Below are 20202 nucleotides of genomic sequence, written 5' to 3'. Positions count from 1 at the left end.
ATATACAGGTTTTTCCCATCTAGATGTGAGGTGATTTAGCTGCCAATACCTCAATTTCGAAATAACATAGCAAATCGGATATGAAAACAACAATTGTACAGGTTATTTCGGCAGCATTCATTTTGCTCTGGATATATACAGCTGGAAGCAAATTGACCAGCTTTCAGTCTTACAAACAAGAAATGAGTCTACAAGTTTTCAGTCCAGGTGTGGCAGGTGTGCTTTTATATGCAATTCCATTATTAGAAATCCTTGCTGCAACATTGCTATTAATTAAAAAAACCAATAAGCTGGGCTTAGTCTTATCACTCTTACTCATGCTGGTTTTTACGGGTTATATTATCCTTATTATTTCTGGTTATTTCCCCAAAAAACCGTGCAGTTGTGGTGGCCTCATTAAAGCCATGGGCTGGAAAGCTCACCTCATTTTCAACATTTTTTTTCTTAGCGCTGCAATTCTCTCACTATTTATTACACTAAAGCCGGAGGTACGTGACAAAGATTAAAACTCTACAATGGTTCTGGCCAAACCGACAGACAAGAAACCACAAGCTGTATTGATGGCCAATAAAAATCAACAGCCGGGCTAGCTGCTTAAGCTCTATCTGATAAGCAGGATATTAAACTCAAAAAAACATGTTAAAAAAAATCAATTTAGGCTTTGCAGCCCTCTTATTGGGGTTCGGCCTTATCGCAACACAAAGTGCTTTTACGACCACCAGAGCAACTACTTTCTGGGCTTACCAGCCAAATCCAGACAATAATTTGAGAGACCATACAAAGTATATGCACACCTCGGAGCCTTCTGCACAATGCACTGAAGATAATGAGCCATTGCCATGTGTGATCGAAGTTCCGGAAACAGTTACCTCCCAATCAGATCTTCAAGCTTTTTTGGCGGGAAAAACTGACAGTGAGATTCTTGCCTTATCGGCTCAACGTACACCAGAACAATAATTATAAAATTAGTGGGGAAATTCTTCCCCACTAATTTTTATCTAGGATTTTGCTCAATACCACTTATTGCAATCACATCTTGCGGAATTTCCAGGGCATACCTCTTATCATTGGGTTTAAGTTCATAGTTAATGCCATTGGCGGTTCTTCTCAACGTAATGTTCGCACCCTCAAGATTACACCGCTTTAAATCAGTCCAGCGCAAGCCTCTCATTACCAACTCCTTTCTCCGCTCTTTTAAAATCAAACCTAAAATATCCGGCGAATTGACCGTATAAGGAATGTAAGTACCACTTTTATAACGTTTGATCAATAGCGCATTCAGATCATCTACCGCAGCTTGGAAATTTCCTAAACGGGCACTACACTCCGCCCGGATGAGGTATTGCTCATCAACCGTAATACCCGGAAATACACCTTGCCCTGCCCTATAACTTCCTCTCCAGCCAAAGGTTCCGTTATTGTTATTTTTAAAATAAAGCACTTTCCTCAGGTCGTTATCAGTATATTGGGCAATCAGTTCAGGAACAATCTTTGCCCTTGAATTATTCAGAATCTGCGGGATAGAAGCAGCAGATTCATAAATAACCTCAGCATTGAACCTGGCAAAAGGAAATGTTGGTGTAGTGCTGATCTGATTATAATCCAATAAAACAGCTTTAATTTTAAGGCATGAATCTGCGTATAGCGCGGCTTTTCCATAATCCCTCATGCTCAAATAAACACGGGCAAGCAAGCCAAAAGATGCCTGCCTACCAGGGCGAAGCGGGTGTACCGATACATTTGGCAGCAAGCGTTTGGCTTCAAACAGATCAGCAAGAACATAGTTGTAGCCCTTGGCTACCGATGATCTGACCGAAGTTTTGTTAAAATCAGTAGATTCTCTTATTACCGGGCCTAAATCGGTCGCTGCTGTACTGCTATTATAACCCACAGACCAAAGTTGTAACACATTGTAGTAAGCACGTGCGCGATTAAAATATGCCTGCCCTTTTATATTATCATATTGGGCAGCGTTTGACGAAGTCCGCTCGATTTTCTCCAGGTTCTCTAAAATGGTATTAGCGGTATAGATTAACGTATACAGGTACTCCCAGTCATTGGGGAAGTTTGCGCTGGTAAATAAATTATCCTTTTCCCATGTATATAGCCTTCTATTTTGCTCATTTGATAGACTGTTCAGGTCTGCATCAGTCACAAAATAATCATCAGCACTAACTTCAGCGGCGCCCGGATCTACCGCATTGTTTAAATTTTCGTTATTCAGCAGTGCCTGCAAATCGTCAAGCCGTTCTGGTACGGCCAACTTCATATCAGATTTTTCATCCAAAAACTTTTTACAGCCAAGTAATGACATGGTCAGCACAATAGCTACTAGATATAATATTCTCATATAATTCATTTAAGATTAAAAGCTGGTCCTTAAGCCAACTGAAACTGTTTTTGGAGGAATTAGCCCATTTAAACCGATTTCATAATCAGGATCTAAACCCTGTTTATTTGCCGCCCATATCAGGCCCAAATTCGAAATGGTAGCATAAACTGTAAAACTTCTAAATACCTTCGAGTGAATTTTTGGGCTATAACCCAGATTGATATATTGCAGCCGGATATGATCGCCTTTTGTGACCAGCACTTCAGAACCCCGGTAAAAATTATCCCTGGCACTAACCGCGGGGTATATTTGCGAAGGTATATCCGTGTTAAGTTCATCGCCTGGCTGCTTCCAGCGCAGGCTATAATCAGCATGGCCTTGTCCGGCAATATTCAGATTAGCATACTGAATGGAATTTCTTCTAAAAAAATAATCAAGCTTAAAGCTAAACTGAACATTAAGTTCGAGGTTACCATAGTGAAAACCGTTGCCTAAGCCACCAAATACCCTCGGCACAGCAGAACCATAATAAACCAGGTCAGAAAGCTGTGTACCCGGTCCTGTAATCAGGTTATAATCTTTGCTGGCATTGCCATTGAGGTATCCGATGGGATCGCCGTTAGCAGGATCTAAGCCGCCCCACCTGTATCCGTATATGGAGTAAACCGGACTTCCAATGATGCCCGAAATTGAAGGTCCCCCTGCAATGCCCAAAAAATTGCTTCCCTGGTAATTTGACAATAAATATTTATCGATCTTATCCCTATAACCGCTTATGTTAAAACTACTTTTCCAGCTTAACCTACCTTCCGTATTGATGGAATTAAGCTGAATCTCCCAGCCATCACCACTCATTTCAGCCACGTTTTTAACAATAAATTGTCCTACACCACCCGAATAATCTAAACTTGCCCTACCAAACAAATCTTTTCCTTTTTTATGGAAATATTCCAGAGAACCAGACAAGCGGTCTTTCCACATCGAAAAATCTACACCCAGATTTGTCATTGCGGATGTTTCCCATTTTAAAGAAGGATTGGAATAGGTATTGAATCTGGCATATGGCAGTCCGGTATTGGTAGAATTTCCTACATAAACGATAGTTGAAACTGACGTCATACTAGGATCAATATTACCGGTAAGCCCATAAGTTGCCCTGATCTTTAGCGAACTAAACAGGTCTTTATCAAAAAAATGCTCATTTGATAAGTTCCATAATAGCCCTGCTGACCAAAGTAAGTTCCATTTATCATTTGTATTAACCCCAAAAAGATTTGAGGCATCCCTTCTACCGCTCAGCGTAATGGTATATCTGGATTTATAGGAATAAGATAAATTGGAAAAAACGGAAACGAATCTCGTGTTGGTAGCTATTATCCCATTTCTATCTGGTATAAACGAATTATTTCCGGTGACTAGCGAAGGATATGCGGTCGTATAGTCAACCACCCCGGCAGAAATGATATCATCCCTAAAACCATATAACCTGGAAGACAGTCCGTTGGCAGATGCCTGCCTTGTTTCTGCACCAATAAATCCTGCTAAAACATGGGCCGGTGTATTTAAGCCATAGTTGAGCTGCCCCCGCAGATTATGTACCTGTAAAGAATTGAAAGAATTATCCAGAATTCCTCCCTTCGGAATCCTATAGGTTAAAATGTTGTTGGCATATTGAGCAAAATCATTAACCAGGTTACGGGCAAAATAACTTTGCTCATCGCTAAGCACCGTATTTTTCCGTTCCTGATTTTCATATTGGTATTTTAACGTCACAGAAAATCCATAAGGTAATTTTTGTATTAAAGCGGCATCAAGAAGAAGGTCTCCCACCTTGGTCTGGTTGTTAACATGCTGGTAATCCGTTAAAGGATAATATTTCCAATCGCCCAAAAGGCCACCCGCCAACCCACTCAGATAAGATGCACGCCTTTCCTTTGGAATAGCAAGGGCATTGCCACCGGCATCTGCAAATTCTGCATAAGGATAAAGATTGCCTGATATGGAACTGATGCTGCCATAATCTGGCTTTCCTGTGCGCGCAGTACTATTGGTATAGTAAAATCCGGTGCTAAGCTCCAGGCTTTTATAGGGCTTGTAAGTCATGCTCATTTTTGAATTCAACTTCCTAAAAACGGCATCTGTTACTGATGTGTTGTCATCAACGGCAACAGAAGAGTACCATTTAACTAATTCCTGCCCACCGGAAATATTAACAGAAGCCTGATTATTTAATCCTGCTGAATAAAAATACTGCTTATACTGATCCCTTACATCCAGCGATTTTAACCGGTCAATCTCTGCCTGCGCGTCATCACCCGATATCGTTCCTTTCTCTTTTTTCAGCAACAGTTCTACAATGGGGCTTAAGGCCGGCTGTTGAGCATTGTTGACTTGAGACTGATAAAAACCTTTTGAAAAAAGAAAGATTTCGTTATCTATGTAATCAGCCGAGGTGATCAGCTTTAACCGTGAAAGATCAGGACTTTGAATAAAACTGGTATTGATGTTTGCATCGATTTTTATTTTCGAATTAAACCGCCCATTTTTTGATGTGATAACCACCACTCCGTTTCCAGCACGTGCGCCCCATATACTTGAAGCAGCAGCATCTTTCAAAATCGTGATACTTTCCACATCGTTAGGGTTTATATTGTTGATATCGCCCTCATAAGGGAAATTATCCAGTACAATCAGTGGTTCTTTGGGACCCTGTATCGAACTTAATCCCCTGATCATCAACCTTCCACCACTATTGGTAGACCGATCAACAATCAAACCAGATGAAACTGCCTCCAGTCTGGAGATAATGTTAGGTCCTACCTGTTGCGCCAATAGCTTATTATCTAAAGTGGTAAATGAGCCTGTAGAGCGCTCTTTTGGCAAAGTCTGGTAACCTGTATGCACCTCAACATCTTCCAAAAGCCTTACCGCAGGCTGTAAGTAAATGTTAAGATCAGCTTTTAAGGGCAAGCTTAGCTTAACCAGAGTTTTTTCATACCCCATATGGCCAAGTTCAATCGTATATTCTCCGGTATATTTAGGTATTGAAACCTTACCCGTGCTATCACTAAGTAAAGTTTTATTAATCGTTGTAAATTTTAAGATCACTCCTTCCAAAGGTGTTTTTGTTTCTGCATTAAAAACCCGTACTTCAGCTAACCTATCCTGGGCAACTGTGTTTAATGCAATGAGGAAAGCAGTTAAAAATAAGATGTATCTCATATTAGTTTGTTTTATCGGTTTTACTAACTACAAGCATTTCAAGTTCCTGATGATCTTCTACCATCGATAAGCCATAAGGATTGAGCAACGCATTTAATCCTACCATATCCTTTACCTCCGAAAGCTCCAGATCGATCAAAAAATCAAGATTAGCATCATTTAAAACCGGATATTTTATAAAGGCACAGTCTTGAATATCATTTATCAGGTTGGCTATGGGTTGATTGATGAATTTCGATCCTTTATGAAAACCCAGATTAGCGGGTTGTCCACCCTTTGTTTTCAGCTGGCGGGTAGCCTTTGATGGTAAATACACTAACTTATACACTGCGGTGTTGGTTACTTTTACCGCAGCCGAGTATCCTGAATTTTCGTTCAGGTACTTCATCGTCAGTTTTTTTAATAAAGCAGATTTTTCCTCTGGTACCCATACGTCTACCGTCCAAAGACCGTCTGGCTTCAAAGATGGATTATTAAAACCGTCTGTATCCTCGAAATCAAGCTTAAACCGCTGATCAGAGAACCAACTGAATTCTCCTCTTGCCAGCACACTGTATATCCACCGTAGCGGATGATTGAAAATGATCATTCCAGTATTTGCCCCGTTTGAGCGAAACGTGGAGCTCGAAATACCTGGTATTCTGCCTTTAATTAACAGGTTAAACGATTGCATGCCCTCTGGATTCCGGTTCATCATTAAAACCGTATTTGGGTAAATGTAATTTAAGGGGGATACACATAAATTTCCAGATAGGGCTGCCTTAATATTTGCTTCTGATAGTGCATCTCCCTCGGTGGTATTTCTCACTATTCCCTGGTTATCGATCCAAACCAGATGCGGAATTTTGTTGTGCAGAAAAAGACGGTTTAACTCTTTATCATCTACAATTGAGGTAAAATCTTTACCAAGTGGATTTCTTTCAGAAGAATAAAAAGTGGAAACCAGTTTTTCGTTATCCGTCGTTACGCTAACGATATTGATCTTTCCCCGGAACAACCTGGAAAGCCTTTCTTGTTCTGGCATCCCTTTAATACATGGAATACAGAAGGTAGCCCAAAAATCGATGATCAGTGGCTTACCCCTAAACTGCTCCATATTCCGCTGCACTACCTTACCACCAATCAAAAAATTTCTAGGCGTCGTCCAGAAAGTATCTGGCACCCGATCGCCCACTTGCAAAGCCTTAACAGGCGACTGGGCATATAAAAAAAGAGAAAAAACAAGCATCAGGCCTGTTGAAATAGTTAGTTTCATAAAATTGAGTTAATTAGCTTAAATCGGAGTTTTAATAGCTTTAGGCAGTTATAAAACTGCACTAAAGCTTGCCGTACCTGTTTTGCGGATCAGGAGTGCCGGCATCAGATAATTTGTTAATCCGCTTAACATTTTAAGGATAAGTATGCTACACCGAAATCGTTGCTAATGGTTTGTTTTGGTTAGTTGATATGTAAATAAGAAAGTCCTGCCATCAGACCCAATTCTAAAAAAATATTTTTTTTTAAAACGTGAAAAGCAAGACCACAATTTTCGTTTGGTTTAAACCTTCTAGCATGCAGCAATCAAGCATAAACCATCTAATTTTTCCTATGCGCTCCACATTGATCAGCTTTATAAAAAACAAATGGAATGTTTTCATCTCTTAAATTGCAAGCTTTATTATCATGCCCAATTGTAAACCTAAATGATGTATCAGTAAAAGTATAACAATCAAAATTCCTTCTCTCACTCCTCTCATGATGATGCTTAACCTTCAGATCAACGGATTTCAAATTTTCATTTTGTTCAAAAGCATACCATATCACCAGCGGACTGTACAACAAAGCCCAGCAAAAGAAAAAAAGCGGCAAATAAGCATTATTGAATCTCATTTTTTTGATGACGTAATCGGTTGATTTGAACTTAAAAATAGTTTATGGAGAAATCTGTCTGGCGGGAAAAGCAAGTGTTAGGCGAAAAATTTAGACATAACAATCCCATTGCAGCATAAGCCACTTATTTTTTATAAGATATTCCGTTAGCACATAAAGGCTATCGGCGTATCAAATAATCTCTGCAAATAGGAATAAGGCAGGCCATCATCATTAAAAAACCTAAATTTTCATTAACCTTTAAGGCTAGCCTGCCTTATCAAAAAATCATTCCGGATTTTTGGGTTTTAAGGCGTAAAGCCTGTCGAATGGACAACTGAATAGAGAATGGTATAGAAATATCTGAAAAAAGCAGGTAAATAAAATGGCACACTGATATTTACTTACTTTGGTAAGTATTTGCTCATTTATCCTATTTATTTTTTGCCTGCCCATAACTTTATGTTATGAGTCTTGCCGGAGAGAAGAGAAAAGTGGGCTTCCCAAACCATAACCTCATAATGTTTCTCACGCCTTACGTTGAAATGGAATTACAGCAGAAGCCCACTCTTATTTTAGAAAGCTAAAGATAGCAATTCCGCTATAAGAAATGGGATAAAATCTGCTGTCTTGCTCCAACGGCGTGAGATTTGAGGTTGCAAGACTCTTAATTTTATCTTTTAGTAGTCTATTTTTTTCTGTAACGTAAACCTAAATAAAAAAAAGACAAATGTCAAGTAATTACATGACATTTTTAAATAAAATATGAAAGACATTGCCAATCATATTTTTATTTGCAATGAAATGATCAGTGAGAAAGAAAAAAAAATTCTGAAAAGCTTTGGTGAGCATTTAAAATCCTTAAAAGAAAAACAGGAACTTTCTTATCGCGAATTTTACAAAAGAAGTGGGGTTAACACCGGCGATATCATCAAATATGAGAATGGAGAAACCAGTCCAAATTTTATTACCATTATGAGACTGGCCATCGGTTTAAAAATCCACCCGACAGCACTGCTTGATTTCGATTTCGGAGTAGATTTTAGTGCCGGATTGGAATAGTAAATGACTCATTTACAAATTACGCTATTAAAAATGGGCAGTAGCAGCTATTGATACATTGAAAAATGTATCCTGATTTTGAGAAATAATTTAAAATCATATATCAGATTAGGCTCCAAAATTTTCAGCCGAAATTTAACTAGAAAGTAATTTTTAAACCTGAAATTGAAAAAATCTTTTCTAATGCGATCACTTGGTGATTAAGTTTTGGGTATATAAGGTAAGTCTGAGTAATTATTTATTGGATAAAATTTAATATGCGTTACAATTTTTTCTAATCGTCCTCCGGGCGATCGTCATTCCCAACTTGATCCGATTGCTATCGGATGGGAACCACAAAGTGTTCATGAATGCCATTGACTAAAAAACAAACACTTATGAATAATAGTAATCAAAGCGCTTTAAGATTAGTTTCGCTGAGCACTTCGTGGTTCCCGCATGCGCGGGATCCGATAACTATCGGATGACGCCCTCACTGGCGGATTCTGTCAACGATACTATTGAAGAACTTTGCTAGTCAAAACAAAAAAATTATTCTGAACAGGTTCAGTGAAAATGCTTTATTATTTTATTCGCAGTTTAGGGGTTTATACCGTACAACATACTGATCCGTTTGCAATCAGATCAGCAGAAAATATCATATTTAAACCGTTAAACTATCCCAAATTACGTGATAAACATCTGGTGCCTCTAAGGTTTTATCAACCGCTTTTGAAGTAATCAGAACGGGTTTATACTGATCAGCTACATTGATGCTACCATGCGATCCCTTAACTAAAGTAGCATCAAGCGGAATGACATCCATCACATAACGGAAGCCGGCCTTTTTTCTTAAAAGTTTATAACCAGCCCTCAACTTAGAGGTCATAAACATCTCTACCGGATCGTATCCAGGTTTTTTATGGATATCCACTACCCTGGCATAATCTGGTGCCTTAGCATCATCTAACCAGAAATAATAGGTAAACCAGCTGTTTTCTTTTGCAACCAATACCAGATCTCCAGAGCGTTTATGGTTAATATGGTATTGTTCCTGCTCTGTTTTATTAAGTATCAAGTCGATACCAGCTACATTTTTCAATAATGCTTTAACTTGTTCAGTTACGCTTTTATCATTAATATAAACATGAGCAACCTGATGATCGGCTACGACAAAGGCTTTCGAAGCACCTGCGTCAAGCAACTCCAGACCCCTTTCTTCGCGGATCTGGATCAGGCCGTTCTCTCTGAACAAACGATTCAGATGAATTGGCTGATTTACAGGTGCAATACCATATTCAGAAAGTAAAATGATGCGCGCCCCCCTGCTTTCATAAAAATGCACGAGTTCTTCCACCACCTGGTCAATTTCTTTCAGTTCGGCACTGATTTTATCCAGCTCCGGACCAAATTTTTGTAAACAATAATCTAAATGAGGCAGATAAATTAAGGTAAGGGTTGGATGATGCAGCTTCTCGGTTTCCATCGAGGCATCTGCAATCCATCTTGTCGATTTGATATTGGCACCGGGTCCCCAGAACTGAAACAAGGGAAACTGCCCCAGTTTAGCCTGTAAATGGTCGCGCAATTCGGCCGGTTGTGAATAACAATCAGGCAATTTACGTCCATCGGCAAGGTAATTAGGGCGTGGTGTTACCGAAAAATCGGCTGTCGAATACATATTGTACCACCAAAACATGTTGGCACAGGTAAAATCAGGATCTTCTTTTTTAGCCTGATCCCATATTTTTTGGGCATTGACCAGTTTGTTCGACTGTTTCCAGAATTTAATTTCCGCATCTTCATGGTCGTACCAGCCGTTACCTACGATACCATTTTCTGAAGGGAATTTACCCGTCAGATAACTTGATTGCACAGCTGTGGTAACTGCAGGTAACAAAGGTTCAATAGTGGTAAGATGCTGTTCGGCGATATACTTCTGAAGAAAAGGCGTATGTTTTCCTATTACAGAAGTGGATAGGGCTACGATATCGATAACAACGGTTTTATGCATATGCTTCTTAACTTATAATAAATTTTTAACCCAGGCCAGTTCCCTGATGATAGAATCATTAAGGGGTACTTTTAATGCCGTGGGTAAAACTTCCCATGTATAGGTTTCTACTTCTAAATGATTGGTAAAGGGATTATGTTTTTGCAGATTCAATACTGCTGTAATATCTGACTGCGTAGATTTGATCAAACCCATGTCCTCTACAAAAATAGGCACATGAAAATGCGCCCGCCATTCCGCTACAGAAGGATTTTCGCCTTCTGCCAATGCTTCTTTAAGGTCAGGGTAACGGATTAAACTGCCATCATTTTTTCTGGCAATTACCTGGTGAAGATAAACAGGTTCATCAAAGCGGCCAAGCTGACCCAGCACCTCACTTCTTTCTGCAACAGATACCGGCAATTCCGCCTTTAGTGCTGCACTGATCTGGATTTTCCCGATTTTGATGCCTTTTTGCTGCAATTCATTGATAATGGCGGTATGTGGCTCATAACCGATGGCAAAATGGCAAACATCATAACATAAACAAACGTGGTTTTTGATCAGCTTTTCATCGTTTGCGGCAGGTAAGAGTACATTTTCATACCAATCGATAAATTCAGGACCAGATTCGAGAAATCCGTCTGGTTCAGGCTCAATATCCAGATGGATCACCTTTCCGCTTTGGCTGTAGAGCTGATGTAAACCTTCCGCCACTTTTATAATATTGGCCGTTGCGCTGGCTGTGGCACTTTCTTTGGCTTCGGCATCATTAAACCAGGGTTTATAACTCAATGGTGAGGTCGAAATGCCGCCATCCGTATCATCAGGAAGCAATTGCGAAAGGATTTCAGCCAAACGAAGTGTATATTCAACCCGCTCTACCGTGGTCCAATCGGGTGCATGTACCTGGTCTTTCACCCTGGTGTGGTGGAAACCGCCGTACGGAAATCCGTTCATGGTAAAAACATAGCCGCCTTCCTTTGCCAGCCATTGTATAAATATTTCAAGATGATTTTCCTGCAATAGTTCTATACTGGCCAGATTGGAAAGGCGCAAGCCGATGCCCATTGGTGCATCTGGCGATAGTTGTGCCTTCAGTATCGGGAAACTAGATTTTAACACGTCAAAATGTGCCATCCAGTTTTCCCCGGCATAAATATTGGTACAGAAAGTTAAATGCCCAGAATTTAATTTCATAGCTTAATGTTGAATAATAGCGGCCTGTTTATTTAAAATTTCTGCAGCCTGTTTTAAAATTTCGGCATCAATTTCATGAACTTCCTCTCCAATACCTAAAGCGTTAAGCAAAGTGATGGTGAGTTGACCTCCAAGATGTTCGCGGAATTCTTCCAGGCCATCCAGAATCGGACTATTGCCTTCGGTAACCTGCAATAACGGATGCGTTAATTCAAAACCAAGTTGTTGGATCAGGTTGATGACCCTTTGAGCATCTTCTGCGCTGATCCTGCCTGATAAATGGGAATATAGGGTATCCAAAGCAATGCCCATAGCTACAGCCTCCCCATGTTTCACTTCGAAATTGGTGAGATATTCTAATTTATGCGCGCTCCAATGGCCAAAATCCAAGGGCCGGGCAGAACCTTGTTCAAAAGGATCGGCACTGCGGATATGCTCCATATGGAGCTTGGCACATTTCCAGATCTGGTAGTTCATGGCCGTGGTATCGCGATGTGCGAGTGCAACTGCGTTATCTTCCAGCCATTCAAAAAATTCAGCATCTTTAATCAGTGCCACTTTAATCGCTTCGGCAATTCCAGAACGCCAATCGCGATCGGATAATGTGCTTAACAATATTTCATCGTTAAAAACGGCAACAGGTGGCGAAAAAGTGCCCAGGAAATTTTTCTTATTAAAATAATTGATCCCGTTTTTAACTCCAACGCCCGAGTCGTTCTGTGAAAGCACGGTACTCGGAATCCTGATGTGTTTAATCCCGCGGTGTGCAACGGTAGCCGCATAACCCACCATATCCAGTATTGCCCCGCCACCAATTGCTGCAACAAAAGAATGCCTGTCTATACCATTAATATTAATGGCTTCCAATACCTGATCGAAATATGCTGTATTATTTTTCACCAGTTCTCCGCCAGGGATGACAAGAATATCATGAACCAGTTGTGTTTTATTATGCTGCAAAAAATAGGCTTTAATTTGAGCAACAAGCTCCTGGTGTGCATCTGCTACGCCCTTATCAATTACAAATAAAATTTTCTTAATTGCAACAGCCGGATTTAAGTTAACCAAAAAACTGTTCAACAATTCGTTTTCAGGTGAAAAAAGCGAAGAAGTAAAGAAAACGTTATATTGATATTGTACAGTAAAAGATTGATGTAAATGTTCCATAACAATTGATAAAGTTGTGTTTGATGGTTAAGTAACGGCAAATAATTTAGAGAGCCACATGGATAAAGGCAATAAGGCTGCAATGATAAAGGCTAAAAACAAGGCATCGAACGTTACGGCCCAGGCGGCATCCATTAAGATAAGCGAAATGACCCCTGCTTTTACTGCACCACCAATATTTTTACCGATAGGTTCTTTTATAGCTTTTAAAAGTGGCCTGAAAATCATAAAGGCGAAAGGAACCAACAATAGCAGTGACCATGCCAACCTATCATTTATAAAAGCAAAGTAGCCGATTGCACAAATCACTATGGCATACAATAAGGCAGCTAAATAGAGGTTTTTAACATGGCCTCCATGAACTTCGCCACGGCTGGTCATGGTAATGGAAAAAATATAGATTACCGGGATAATGGCCAGATAATAATGACTACAAAGCATTTCCGGTACGATACTTAAGCCCAACAACAGGTTAAAGCCACGGCATAAACCCATATTCAATGGGCCGAAAAAAGCATGATGTTTGCCAATTTTATTATAAAGCAAAGCAAAAACAGCCACCAAAAGTGCCAATAATCCTGAAGTAAGACTATTTAAAGCAGCTAAAGCAATTCCCGTAAAAAGTAATAGACTTCCTAATATGGTTGCATGCCGTAAACTGATCATGCCACTTGGAATAGCACGTTCCGGACGTTCGATTTTATCAAGATCAGCGTCAAAAACATCGTTAAAAACAATTCCGCCACCATATAAACAGGCTGTTGAAGTAGCCAATAATACAATGGACGACCATGGAATAGAAAAGCCACTGCTTAAAATCCCGGAAATGGCAATTCCTGCCAGAATATCAGCTACTGAAGTAACGATATTGGCTGGGCGCATCATGCGCAGATAGACAATTATTTTTTTCAATACTTTAACTAATAATGATAGAAGATTTGTCTGTTCTGGGCTGCTGTCCGCCCCTTAAGATGGTATTTCCTTCAAATTTCTCAGTAAGGTCTATCGGTGTATTAAAATCGGCTTCATCAAGCTGTCCGCTCTGTGCAAACGCCGTAATTGCATTATTATAGGTAACCAGTTCAATATCCTGATTGCTTAAACCACGCATTTTCATCAGTGCGGCGGTTTTTGGTACCGCCAATGGATCGCTGATACCCCAATCGGCAGCGGAATTTACCATAATACGCGCTGCACCATATTGCTTTACAATTTCTACCATACGCTCGTTGCCCATTTTGGTAAATGGGTAAATGGTAAAAGCGGCCCAAAAACCTCTATCTAAAACCTCTTTTACCGTTTCTTCATTATTATGATCGATGATCACACTATAGGGATCAAGGCCATGTTCCAAAGCGATATCCATGCTGCGCTGGGTACCTTTTTTCTTATCGCGGTGTGGCGTATGCACCTGTACAGGCAACCCTGCTTCTTTAGCAAGCTCCAGCTGTAACCGGTAATATTTTTCTTCCGCAGCAGTCTGATCATCGAAACCAATCTCACCAATACCCACTACACCTTCCTTATAAATAAACAAAGGCAGGATTTCCATTACCTCTTCGGCCAGGCTTTCATTATTGGCCTCTCTGGAGTTAAGACCTATGGTGCAATAATGTTTAATGCCAAACTGAGAAGAACGGAAGCGCTCCCAACCGATCAGGCTACTATAGTAGTCCCTGAAACTATCCAGTCCGGTACGAGGCTGGCCTAACCAGAATGCAGGCTCTATCAAAGCAACAACGCCTGCATCAGCCATGGCCTGGTAATCGTCTGTTGTTCTGGAAGTCATGTGCACATGCGGGTCGAAGAACTTCATTCCTTTTACTGCACTGATATCGAAAGCTTCAGGCTCACCCATCAGGGCTTTATCTCTTTCTATTGAACTGCTACAACACATCTCTTTATCTTAGATTTTTATAGGTTAAAATGAATTCCAGTTTAAGCTTCCATCGGCCAAGGCCAATTTAAGTTCCGGAAAAGTATCGATATAATCTTTCGCCGGCTGGTAATCACACTCCGAAATGGCCAGCGCAATGGCGCGTTGTTCCATCTGATTGTAATGCTGCAAACCGGTTTTAAGGGTTTCAAAAATTTCTGGATTGATAAATTTACCCACCAGGCGCCACAACTGTGGATGTACTTCCCTGCCTGCAGCCCAACGTTCCTGAGCATAATCCACCAGTGTTAAAGCAAGTTTTAGATTGGCACGTTGATCTAAACCCACTATCAGATTAATATTTTTTTCGGTAAAAAAAGCCTTTAGCACCAGCTGGTTCCATGCCGCTTCGTCCAGGTTTGCTGCCGGATACGGATTGTTTTCCATAATGGCTTCCAGCACGGAACCAATATTGCTCCTAATTCCTTCGGCACAGCGCTTTACCCAAATTTCAGGATAAGGCAAAAAGGGTAAAGCCGAATATAAAGCTACGGCTTCGTTCACCTCTGCCGACAAAAACAACCGGTTAATGGCTGCAAATAAAAGTTCTTTATCATTCACATTCAAACCTGCCAACAACCATACGCGACTCAACCGATCAACAGTCCAGTTACGAATATAGCCGAACCCCGCTGTATTCAGCGCCTCTTGTTGGTCATCAGAAACTGCAACGGGTAATTTACCTGTTTTACGGGGCAGCATGACGAATACCCGGGCTAATAGTGCCAATTGATCTGTAGCTTGTGTAAAATCGTCCAGCCAGTTTTCGGCTTCTACACTGATGTTATTTTTAACAACAGCTCCTATGATTTCGTTTACGGCTTTCATATGCTCACCTCTCCTAAATAAATGTCAAAATGGCTATTATGCAGTTAGCCCCGCAGAAACAAAATAGTTAATCAACAGTGCACCGGCAATAATCAACAGACCAAAAAATTCTCGTGTTTGCTCGATATAAGGTTTGGTAGCCTGCATACTCTGCACCAGGCTCTCACGTCTGTATTTAGTGATCCAATCGCGTACGCCGTCTTTTGCAAAAAACAGGATGACCGCGTAAATCAAATAAAAAGCAGTTAAAAACAGATAAGCAAAAGGGTAAAATTTACCGGCTGCAGCCAATCCGCAGCATATTGCAGCGCTTAAATAAATAGACACCCATAAAAAAGCGTCGTTATCATTAAGGTTTACATAGGCAAAGCCCAAAAAGGAGATACAAAAAATAATGTTAAGAATAATTAAAAGCATTTTAGTTATTTGATTTAAAATAAATCGATTCCCGACTTTTCATTCAAAAGCAAAGTTATTTAAACTGAATGCTTTTTTTGCTTATAAAATGTAAATTATATACTGCGGTAAAATATTTTTTTGATTAACCCCTAATCCTCAACTAAAAGGTTTAAAATATTGGCCAGCACAGGATTGTGGTCTTCAGCCCGCCAGTTGATCCATAGGTCTGTTTTAAACGGTAGCGGAATAAAACGCAAGCCCGGACTTTGATGGTGCATATACGAGTCGGGTAAAATGGCGATGCCCAAGCCCTTCCTCACCAACGCGATTATTGTGGAACCAAATTCAGAATGTAAAAACACATCCGGAGCAAAATCGTAAAATTTGAATAAAGCCTGGATGATCTCGCCATAACTACTTCCCTCATCCCTGGTCGGCAATATAAATTTCTGCTTTTTCAGGCTTTCGGCAGATAGGTCTTCGAACACTTTAAAAGGATGTTCTATTGGAACCACCAATGCAAGATGATCGGAATATATTTGTTTTGCCCTGATTCCCGTTTCGCTGTTGATATCTCTTGTAATGGCCAGATCAATTTTGTAGTTTTTGAGAAAATCCAGTTGATTTTCATATAACACCTGCACCAATTTGATTTGAAGCTGGGGAAATGCCTGCGTAATCTTAGCCAGCACATCGGGCATGAGAGAAGCAGATATGGAATCAGGATGCGCGATGGTAATGGTTCCACGCTCGCCCAGGTGTAGCTGTTTAGCAAACTGATGGATATATTCCAGTTCATTTAATTCGATTTCCCACTTTTTTTTCAGGAATTTACCGGCCGGGGTAAGTTTCACATTACGCTTATTACGCTCAAAAAGCTGTAGGCCCAATTCACTCTCGAGTGATTGGATCTGGCGGCTAAGTGCCGATTGTGTAATGTTGACCTTCTCGGCGGTTTTCCAATAGTGAAGCTGCTCTGCCAGCGCTAAAAAATATTTGATTCGTTGGAGATCCATTGATGCAAAATATGCATTAATAAATGAAATAATAACATTTTAAATCATTTAATAACTGATTAGATTCGTGCCATGAAGATCAGTATTGATAAGGTGACGATAAACGACATCCAAAAACTCCGGGAAATTGGGAGAAGCACATTTTATGAAGCTTTTGCCAATGTAAATACGGAAGACGATATGAAAGATTATCTGGAAAAAAGTTTCTCGGAGGAGAAATTGAAAACAGAGTTGAATCATAAGGATTCGCAGTTTTATTTTGCACGGGTAGATGGTAATGTTGTGGCCTATCTGAAAATCAATCTTGGCGAAGCACAAAACGAAAACATAGACAACGCAGTCGAAATTGAACGGATTTATGTATTAAAGGCATTCCATGGTAAAAAAGTAGCGCAAGTCCTTTATCAAAAAGCCATTGATATTGCCTGCGAACAAGGTGTAAGATACATGTGGCTTGGGGTATGGGAAGAAAACCACAGGGCTTTAAGGTTTTATGAGAAAAACGGTTTTAAAGCTTTCGGTAAACATGCATTCTGGCTCGGCAAAGATGAACAAACTGATCTGTTAATGAAAAAAGAGCTGGCTCATTCGAACGAATTAAAGACATCATAATGGAAAAAAGAACCCTTTTTCTGATTTTGCTAATTTTGGGTACCGCTTTCTGGGGAATTTCTTTTCCCGTTACCAAAATGGCCATTGGCCATGGGCAGCCACTTTTATTTTTATGCTACCGTTTCCTTTTAGCTACGGTGGTTTTATCGGTAATTTTTTGGAAACATGTAAAGGAACTTAATGTAACCACAATAAAAACCGGTACTGGCCTGGCCGTATCACTGGTATTGGGCATTTACCTGCAAACCCTTGGCATTACCCATACTTCAGCATCGCAATGCTCATTTGTAGCCGGGATAACCGTGGTGATTATTCCGGTAATGAAACTCATCATTTATCGAAAAGCTGCACCATTGAAAATATGGATTGCCGCCTGCGCAGCGCTTATTGGCCTTTTCGTCATATCGGTTACCAACAGATTAAGTATTGGTACTGGCGATTTGTATACGATTATCGGCGCTTTCTGTTTCGCCGTATATTTGATTCATGTTGAAAAGAAATCGAAAGAAGGCGATATCGTACCCACCATCGTCCCCATGTTTGCCACCTGCGCAATATTGACCTTTTTACTGGCCTCCTTTCAAAAAGACACGGTCTGGATTCCTGACACACAAACTTTTTGGTTCGGTATCATTTTCTGTGCATTATTTTCTACCGCATATATGTACACCATATCAAACATCGCTCAAAAATACATTAGCGCTGAAAGGGTATCGATCATTTATCTGTTCGAACCGGTTTTTGGTGCCTTTGCAGCGCATTTTATGTTGGGTGAAGCCATTACCTCCCGTTTATTGATAGGCGGCGGACTGATTTTTACAGCCACACTGATCTCGGAGCTTAAATGGAGAATGCCTGCCCAACTGGCAATAACAAGCTTATCCAAACAGAAAAAGGCTTAGGCCAATATTTGATGCCTGGTAAATGATCAATATCTTAGTAAAATGGAAGCTATTGAACTCAACAGATCGCAGGCACGAAAGATTATTTTACACGCGGCAGGACTCTCCAAAAAAGCCCAGTTTGGAACCGGAATGGAAGCTGCTTACCGGGTAATTGACCATTTGGGCTATGTACAGTTAGATACGAATTATGTAGTAGAACGCGCCCACCACCATGCCCTGTTTGCACGCGTTCCCGATTACCAAACGGAATGGCTTTTCGCCCTTTGTGATGACGGTGAGGTTTTCGAATATTTTACCTCCGATGCAGGATTTCTGCCTATGCACGATTTTCGCTTTTCACTGCCGGTAAAGAGGGCATTTGCAACGCAAGGCAGCCCCTTAACAAAAAGAGAATCGGATTTAATGAAGCAGATTTTAGATCAGGTGGAGCGTGACGGAGCGGTAATGGTAGGCGATTTTGAGAATGACCGAATAGAAGCCGGTTCGGGATGGTGGGATTGGCGGCCAGCAAAGGTTGCGTTAGAAAAACTCTACCTGGAAGGCAAACTGATGATCAGCCGAAATAGCGCATTTCAAAAAGTTTACCAACTCCCTTTGGATGTGGTACCGCATGATACCGACCAAACCATGCCTACAGATGAAGCTTATGCACGTTACGTAGTCAAGCGCACCCTTGGCGCATTGGGGATTTCATCTGTAAAAGAAATGGCCTGGCGTTCCCGTCGCGTAAAAGGTAACCTGGTAAAAAAAGAACTGGAAAAAATGCTTCAGGCGGGAGAAGTTAAAACGGTAATGGTAGACGGTGTGAAAGGACCATTATATATGCTTTCCGGAACCGATATCAACATAAGCATAGCGGATGAAGTCTTCATTCTTTCTCCTTTTGATATCTTGAATGTCTTCCGTTTCCGTTTAAAAGATTTTTTCGACTTTGATTATCAGATTGAGTGTTTTGTACCAGCTCCAAAACGAAAATTTGGATATTTCTCCCTCCCTATCCTATCCGGAGAACGATTTATTGCAAGGATGGACGCTAAAGCCGACCGGAAAAAGAAAAAACTAGTCGTTCACAACCTCCATTTTGAGCCTATTGAAATTGATGAAATAACGATCGGTAAACTCGTCGATAATTTAAAGGAATTTATTTTGTTCAATAAATGTAACGATGTGATCTTTAAAAAAACAAACCGTAACGACCTGCTTAAATTCATCAGTAAAGCATTTTCGGATGGATATTAAGTTTGAAAGATCCACATCTGTTATATACTCTTGCAATGTTAACGACCGTTTGTTAAGAGCTAGCCAACAATGTTTTTATTTTTAGAAAAAAGAATGTAGGTTAACTTTAACGTGAGTTATAGGTCTTAATTTTGCCGACGGGCATGAACGTTTGGCTAAGCCAAAGCAGAACATCTTCGTTCTCGGCGTCACCGGCCTAACAAATTTTTCGGGAAGCACAGGCAAAGCCTGCTTCCTGCCTTTAATAGAAAACGGCGTAGCCCTCATGAATGCAGCTGAAAAATATAACAACAAATGAATAAATTCTCGGCCGGCGTTTTATTAATGGGTATCCATTGTTTGCATTTGCATTAATGAGCTCGGCAATGCCTCGGTTTTGTTTCTTTTTGACGTCAAAAAGAAAAAAGCCCGTCCGGTCAGGACAAAAAGAATGCTCAATTAATATAAAAACACAGTTTTGGTAC

The 20202-nt window shown here is 40.4% G+C and carries 17 protein-coding genes; 6 read left to right on the top strand and 11 right to left on the bottom strand.

Annotated elements, in window-relative coordinates; all coding sequences use genetic code 11:
• Positions 1 to 80 precede the first annotated feature (80 nt).
• Together ACK1I8_RS04155 and ACK1I8_RS04150 are read left to right on the top strand one after the other, a co-directional pair.
• Positions 81 to 506: a MauE/DoxX family redox-associated membrane protein gene (locus tag ACK1I8_RS04155; protein ID WP_412468083.1), complete on the top strand. Its 426-nt coding sequence runs from the start codon at positions 81 to 83 to the stop codon at positions 504 to 506.
• Between the two features lie 130 nt (positions 507 to 636).
• Positions 637 to 957 carry a hypothetical protein gene (locus ACK1I8_RS04150; RefSeq protein ID WP_412468082.1) on the top strand — a complete coding sequence of 107 codons (321 nt, stop codon included), beginning with the start codon at positions 637 to 639 and terminating at the stop codon, positions 955 to 957.
• Between the two features lie 37 nt (positions 958 to 994).
• On the opposite strand, the gene ACK1I8_RS04145 is transcribed toward ACK1I8_RS04150, so the two are convergent.
• The 3 genes from ACK1I8_RS04145 to ACK1I8_RS04135 are packed head-to-tail and all read right to left on the bottom strand — an operon-like array spanning position 995 to position 6809.
• Positions 995 to 2350 carry a RagB/SusD family nutrient uptake outer membrane protein gene (locus tag ACK1I8_RS04145; protein ID WP_412468081.1) on the bottom strand — a complete coding sequence of 452 codons (1356 nt, stop codon included), beginning with the start codon at positions 2348 to 2350 and terminating at the stop codon, positions 995 to 997.
• A 15-nt stretch (positions 2351 to 2365) separates the two neighbouring features.
• Positions 2366 to 5554, bottom strand: a complete 3189-nt coding sequence (locus tag ACK1I8_RS04140) for a SusC/RagA family TonB-linked outer membrane protein (protein WP_412468080.1) — start codon at positions 5552 to 5554, stop codon at positions 2366 to 2368.
• Position 5555: 1 nt separating this feature from the next.
• Complete coding sequence (locus tag ACK1I8_RS04135; protein WP_412468079.1) at positions 5556 to 6809, bottom strand: TlpA family protein disulfide reductase; 1254 nt, start codon at positions 6807 to 6809, stop codon at positions 5556 to 5558.
• Between the two features lie 1358 nt (positions 6810 to 8167).
• On the opposite strand from ACK1I8_RS04135, the gene ACK1I8_RS04130 reads away from it, so the two are divergent.
• Positions 8168 to 8464: a helix-turn-helix domain-containing protein gene (locus ACK1I8_RS04130; protein WP_412468078.1), complete on the top strand. Its 297-nt coding sequence runs from the start codon at positions 8168 to 8170 to the stop codon at positions 8462 to 8464.
• Between the two features lie 643 nt (positions 8465 to 9107).
• Here the strand turns inward: ACK1I8_RS04130 and ACK1I8_RS04125 are convergent.
• From ACK1I8_RS04125 to ACK1I8_RS04090, 8 genes are all read right to left on the bottom strand, one after another.
• Positions 9108 to 10457 (bottom strand): alkaline phosphatase family protein, encoded by a 1350-nt coding sequence (locus ACK1I8_RS04125; protein WP_412468077.1) that lies wholly within the window; start codon positions 10455 to 10457, stop codon positions 9108 to 9110.
• Positions 10458 to 10469: 12 nt separating this feature from the next.
• A complete protein-coding gene (gene eboE / locus ACK1I8_RS04120) occupies positions 10470 to 11636 on the bottom strand; it encodes a metabolite traffic protein EboE (protein ID WP_412468076.1) in 1167 nt (388 codons plus the stop codon).
• 3 nt (positions 11637 to 11639) lie between these two features.
• A complete protein-coding gene (locus ACK1I8_RS04115; protein WP_412468075.1) occupies positions 11640 to 12803 on the bottom strand; it encodes a 3-dehydroquinate synthase in 1164 nt (387 codons plus the stop codon).
• A 27-nt stretch (positions 12804 to 12830) separates the two neighbouring features.
• Entirely contained in the window at positions 12831 to 13715 is an 885-nt protein-coding gene (eboC, locus tag ACK1I8_RS04110; protein ID WP_412468074.1) for a UbiA-like protein EboC, read from the bottom strand.
• 4 nt (positions 13716 to 13719) lie between these two features.
• Positions 13720 to 14700 carry a TatD family hydrolase gene (locus ACK1I8_RS04105; RefSeq protein WP_412468073.1) on the bottom strand — a complete coding sequence of 327 codons (981 nt, stop codon included), beginning with the start codon at positions 14698 to 14700 and terminating at the stop codon, positions 13720 to 13722.
• Positions 14701 to 14724: 24 nt separating this feature from the next.
• The gene (locus ACK1I8_RS04100) at positions 14725 to 15567 is read right to left on the bottom strand and encodes an EboA domain-containing protein (RefSeq protein ID WP_412468072.1); all 843 of its coding nucleotides are present in this window, start codon (positions 15565 to 15567) and stop codon (positions 14725 to 14727) included.
• Between the two features lie 36 nt (positions 15568 to 15603).
• Positions 15604 to 15984 (bottom strand): transmembrane 220 family protein, encoded by a 381-nt coding sequence (locus ACK1I8_RS04095; RefSeq protein WP_412468071.1) that lies wholly within the window; start codon positions 15982 to 15984, stop codon positions 15604 to 15606.
• Between the two features lie 131 nt (positions 15985 to 16115).
• Positions 16116 to 16982 carry a LysR family transcriptional regulator gene (locus ACK1I8_RS04090; protein ID WP_412468070.1) on the bottom strand — a complete coding sequence of 289 codons (867 nt, stop codon included), beginning with the start codon at positions 16980 to 16982 and terminating at the stop codon, positions 16116 to 16118.
• A 72-nt stretch (positions 16983 to 17054) separates the two neighbouring features.
• Here ACK1I8_RS04090 and ACK1I8_RS04085 point away from each other — a divergent pair, with 72 nt between their 5' ends.
• Genes ACK1I8_RS04085 through ACK1I8_RS04075 form a run of 3 tightly spaced genes read left to right on the top strand, consistent with a single transcriptional unit; the run spans position 17055 to position 19738 of the window.
• A complete protein-coding gene (locus ACK1I8_RS04085) occupies positions 17055 to 17594 on the top strand; it encodes a GNAT family N-acetyltransferase (protein WP_412468069.1) in 540 nt (179 codons plus the stop codon).
• Positions 17594 to 18496, top strand: coding sequence for a DMT family transporter (locus ACK1I8_RS04080; protein WP_412468068.1), 903 nt, complete (start codon positions 17594 to 17596; stop codon positions 18494 to 18496). Before ACK1I8_RS04085 ends, ACK1I8_RS04080 begins: the two co-directional genes overlap by 1 nt.
• A gap of 42 nt (positions 18497 to 18538) precedes the next feature.
• Positions 18539 to 19738 (top strand): winged helix-turn-helix domain-containing protein, encoded by a 1200-nt coding sequence (locus ACK1I8_RS04075; protein ID WP_412468067.1) that lies wholly within the window; start codon positions 18539 to 18541, stop codon positions 19736 to 19738.
• The last annotated feature ends 464 nt before the right edge of the window (positions 19739 to 20202 follow it).

Origin of the sequence: Pedobacter sp. KLB.chiD, from assembly GCF_047040275.1 — a bacterium.
In the GTDB taxonomy this organism is placed as follows: Bacteria; Bacteroidota; Bacteroidia; order Sphingobacteriales; family Sphingobacteriaceae; genus Pedobacter.
Note: the sequence above shows the minus strand (reverse complement) of the source record. Positions and strands in the feature narration are given on the sequence as shown.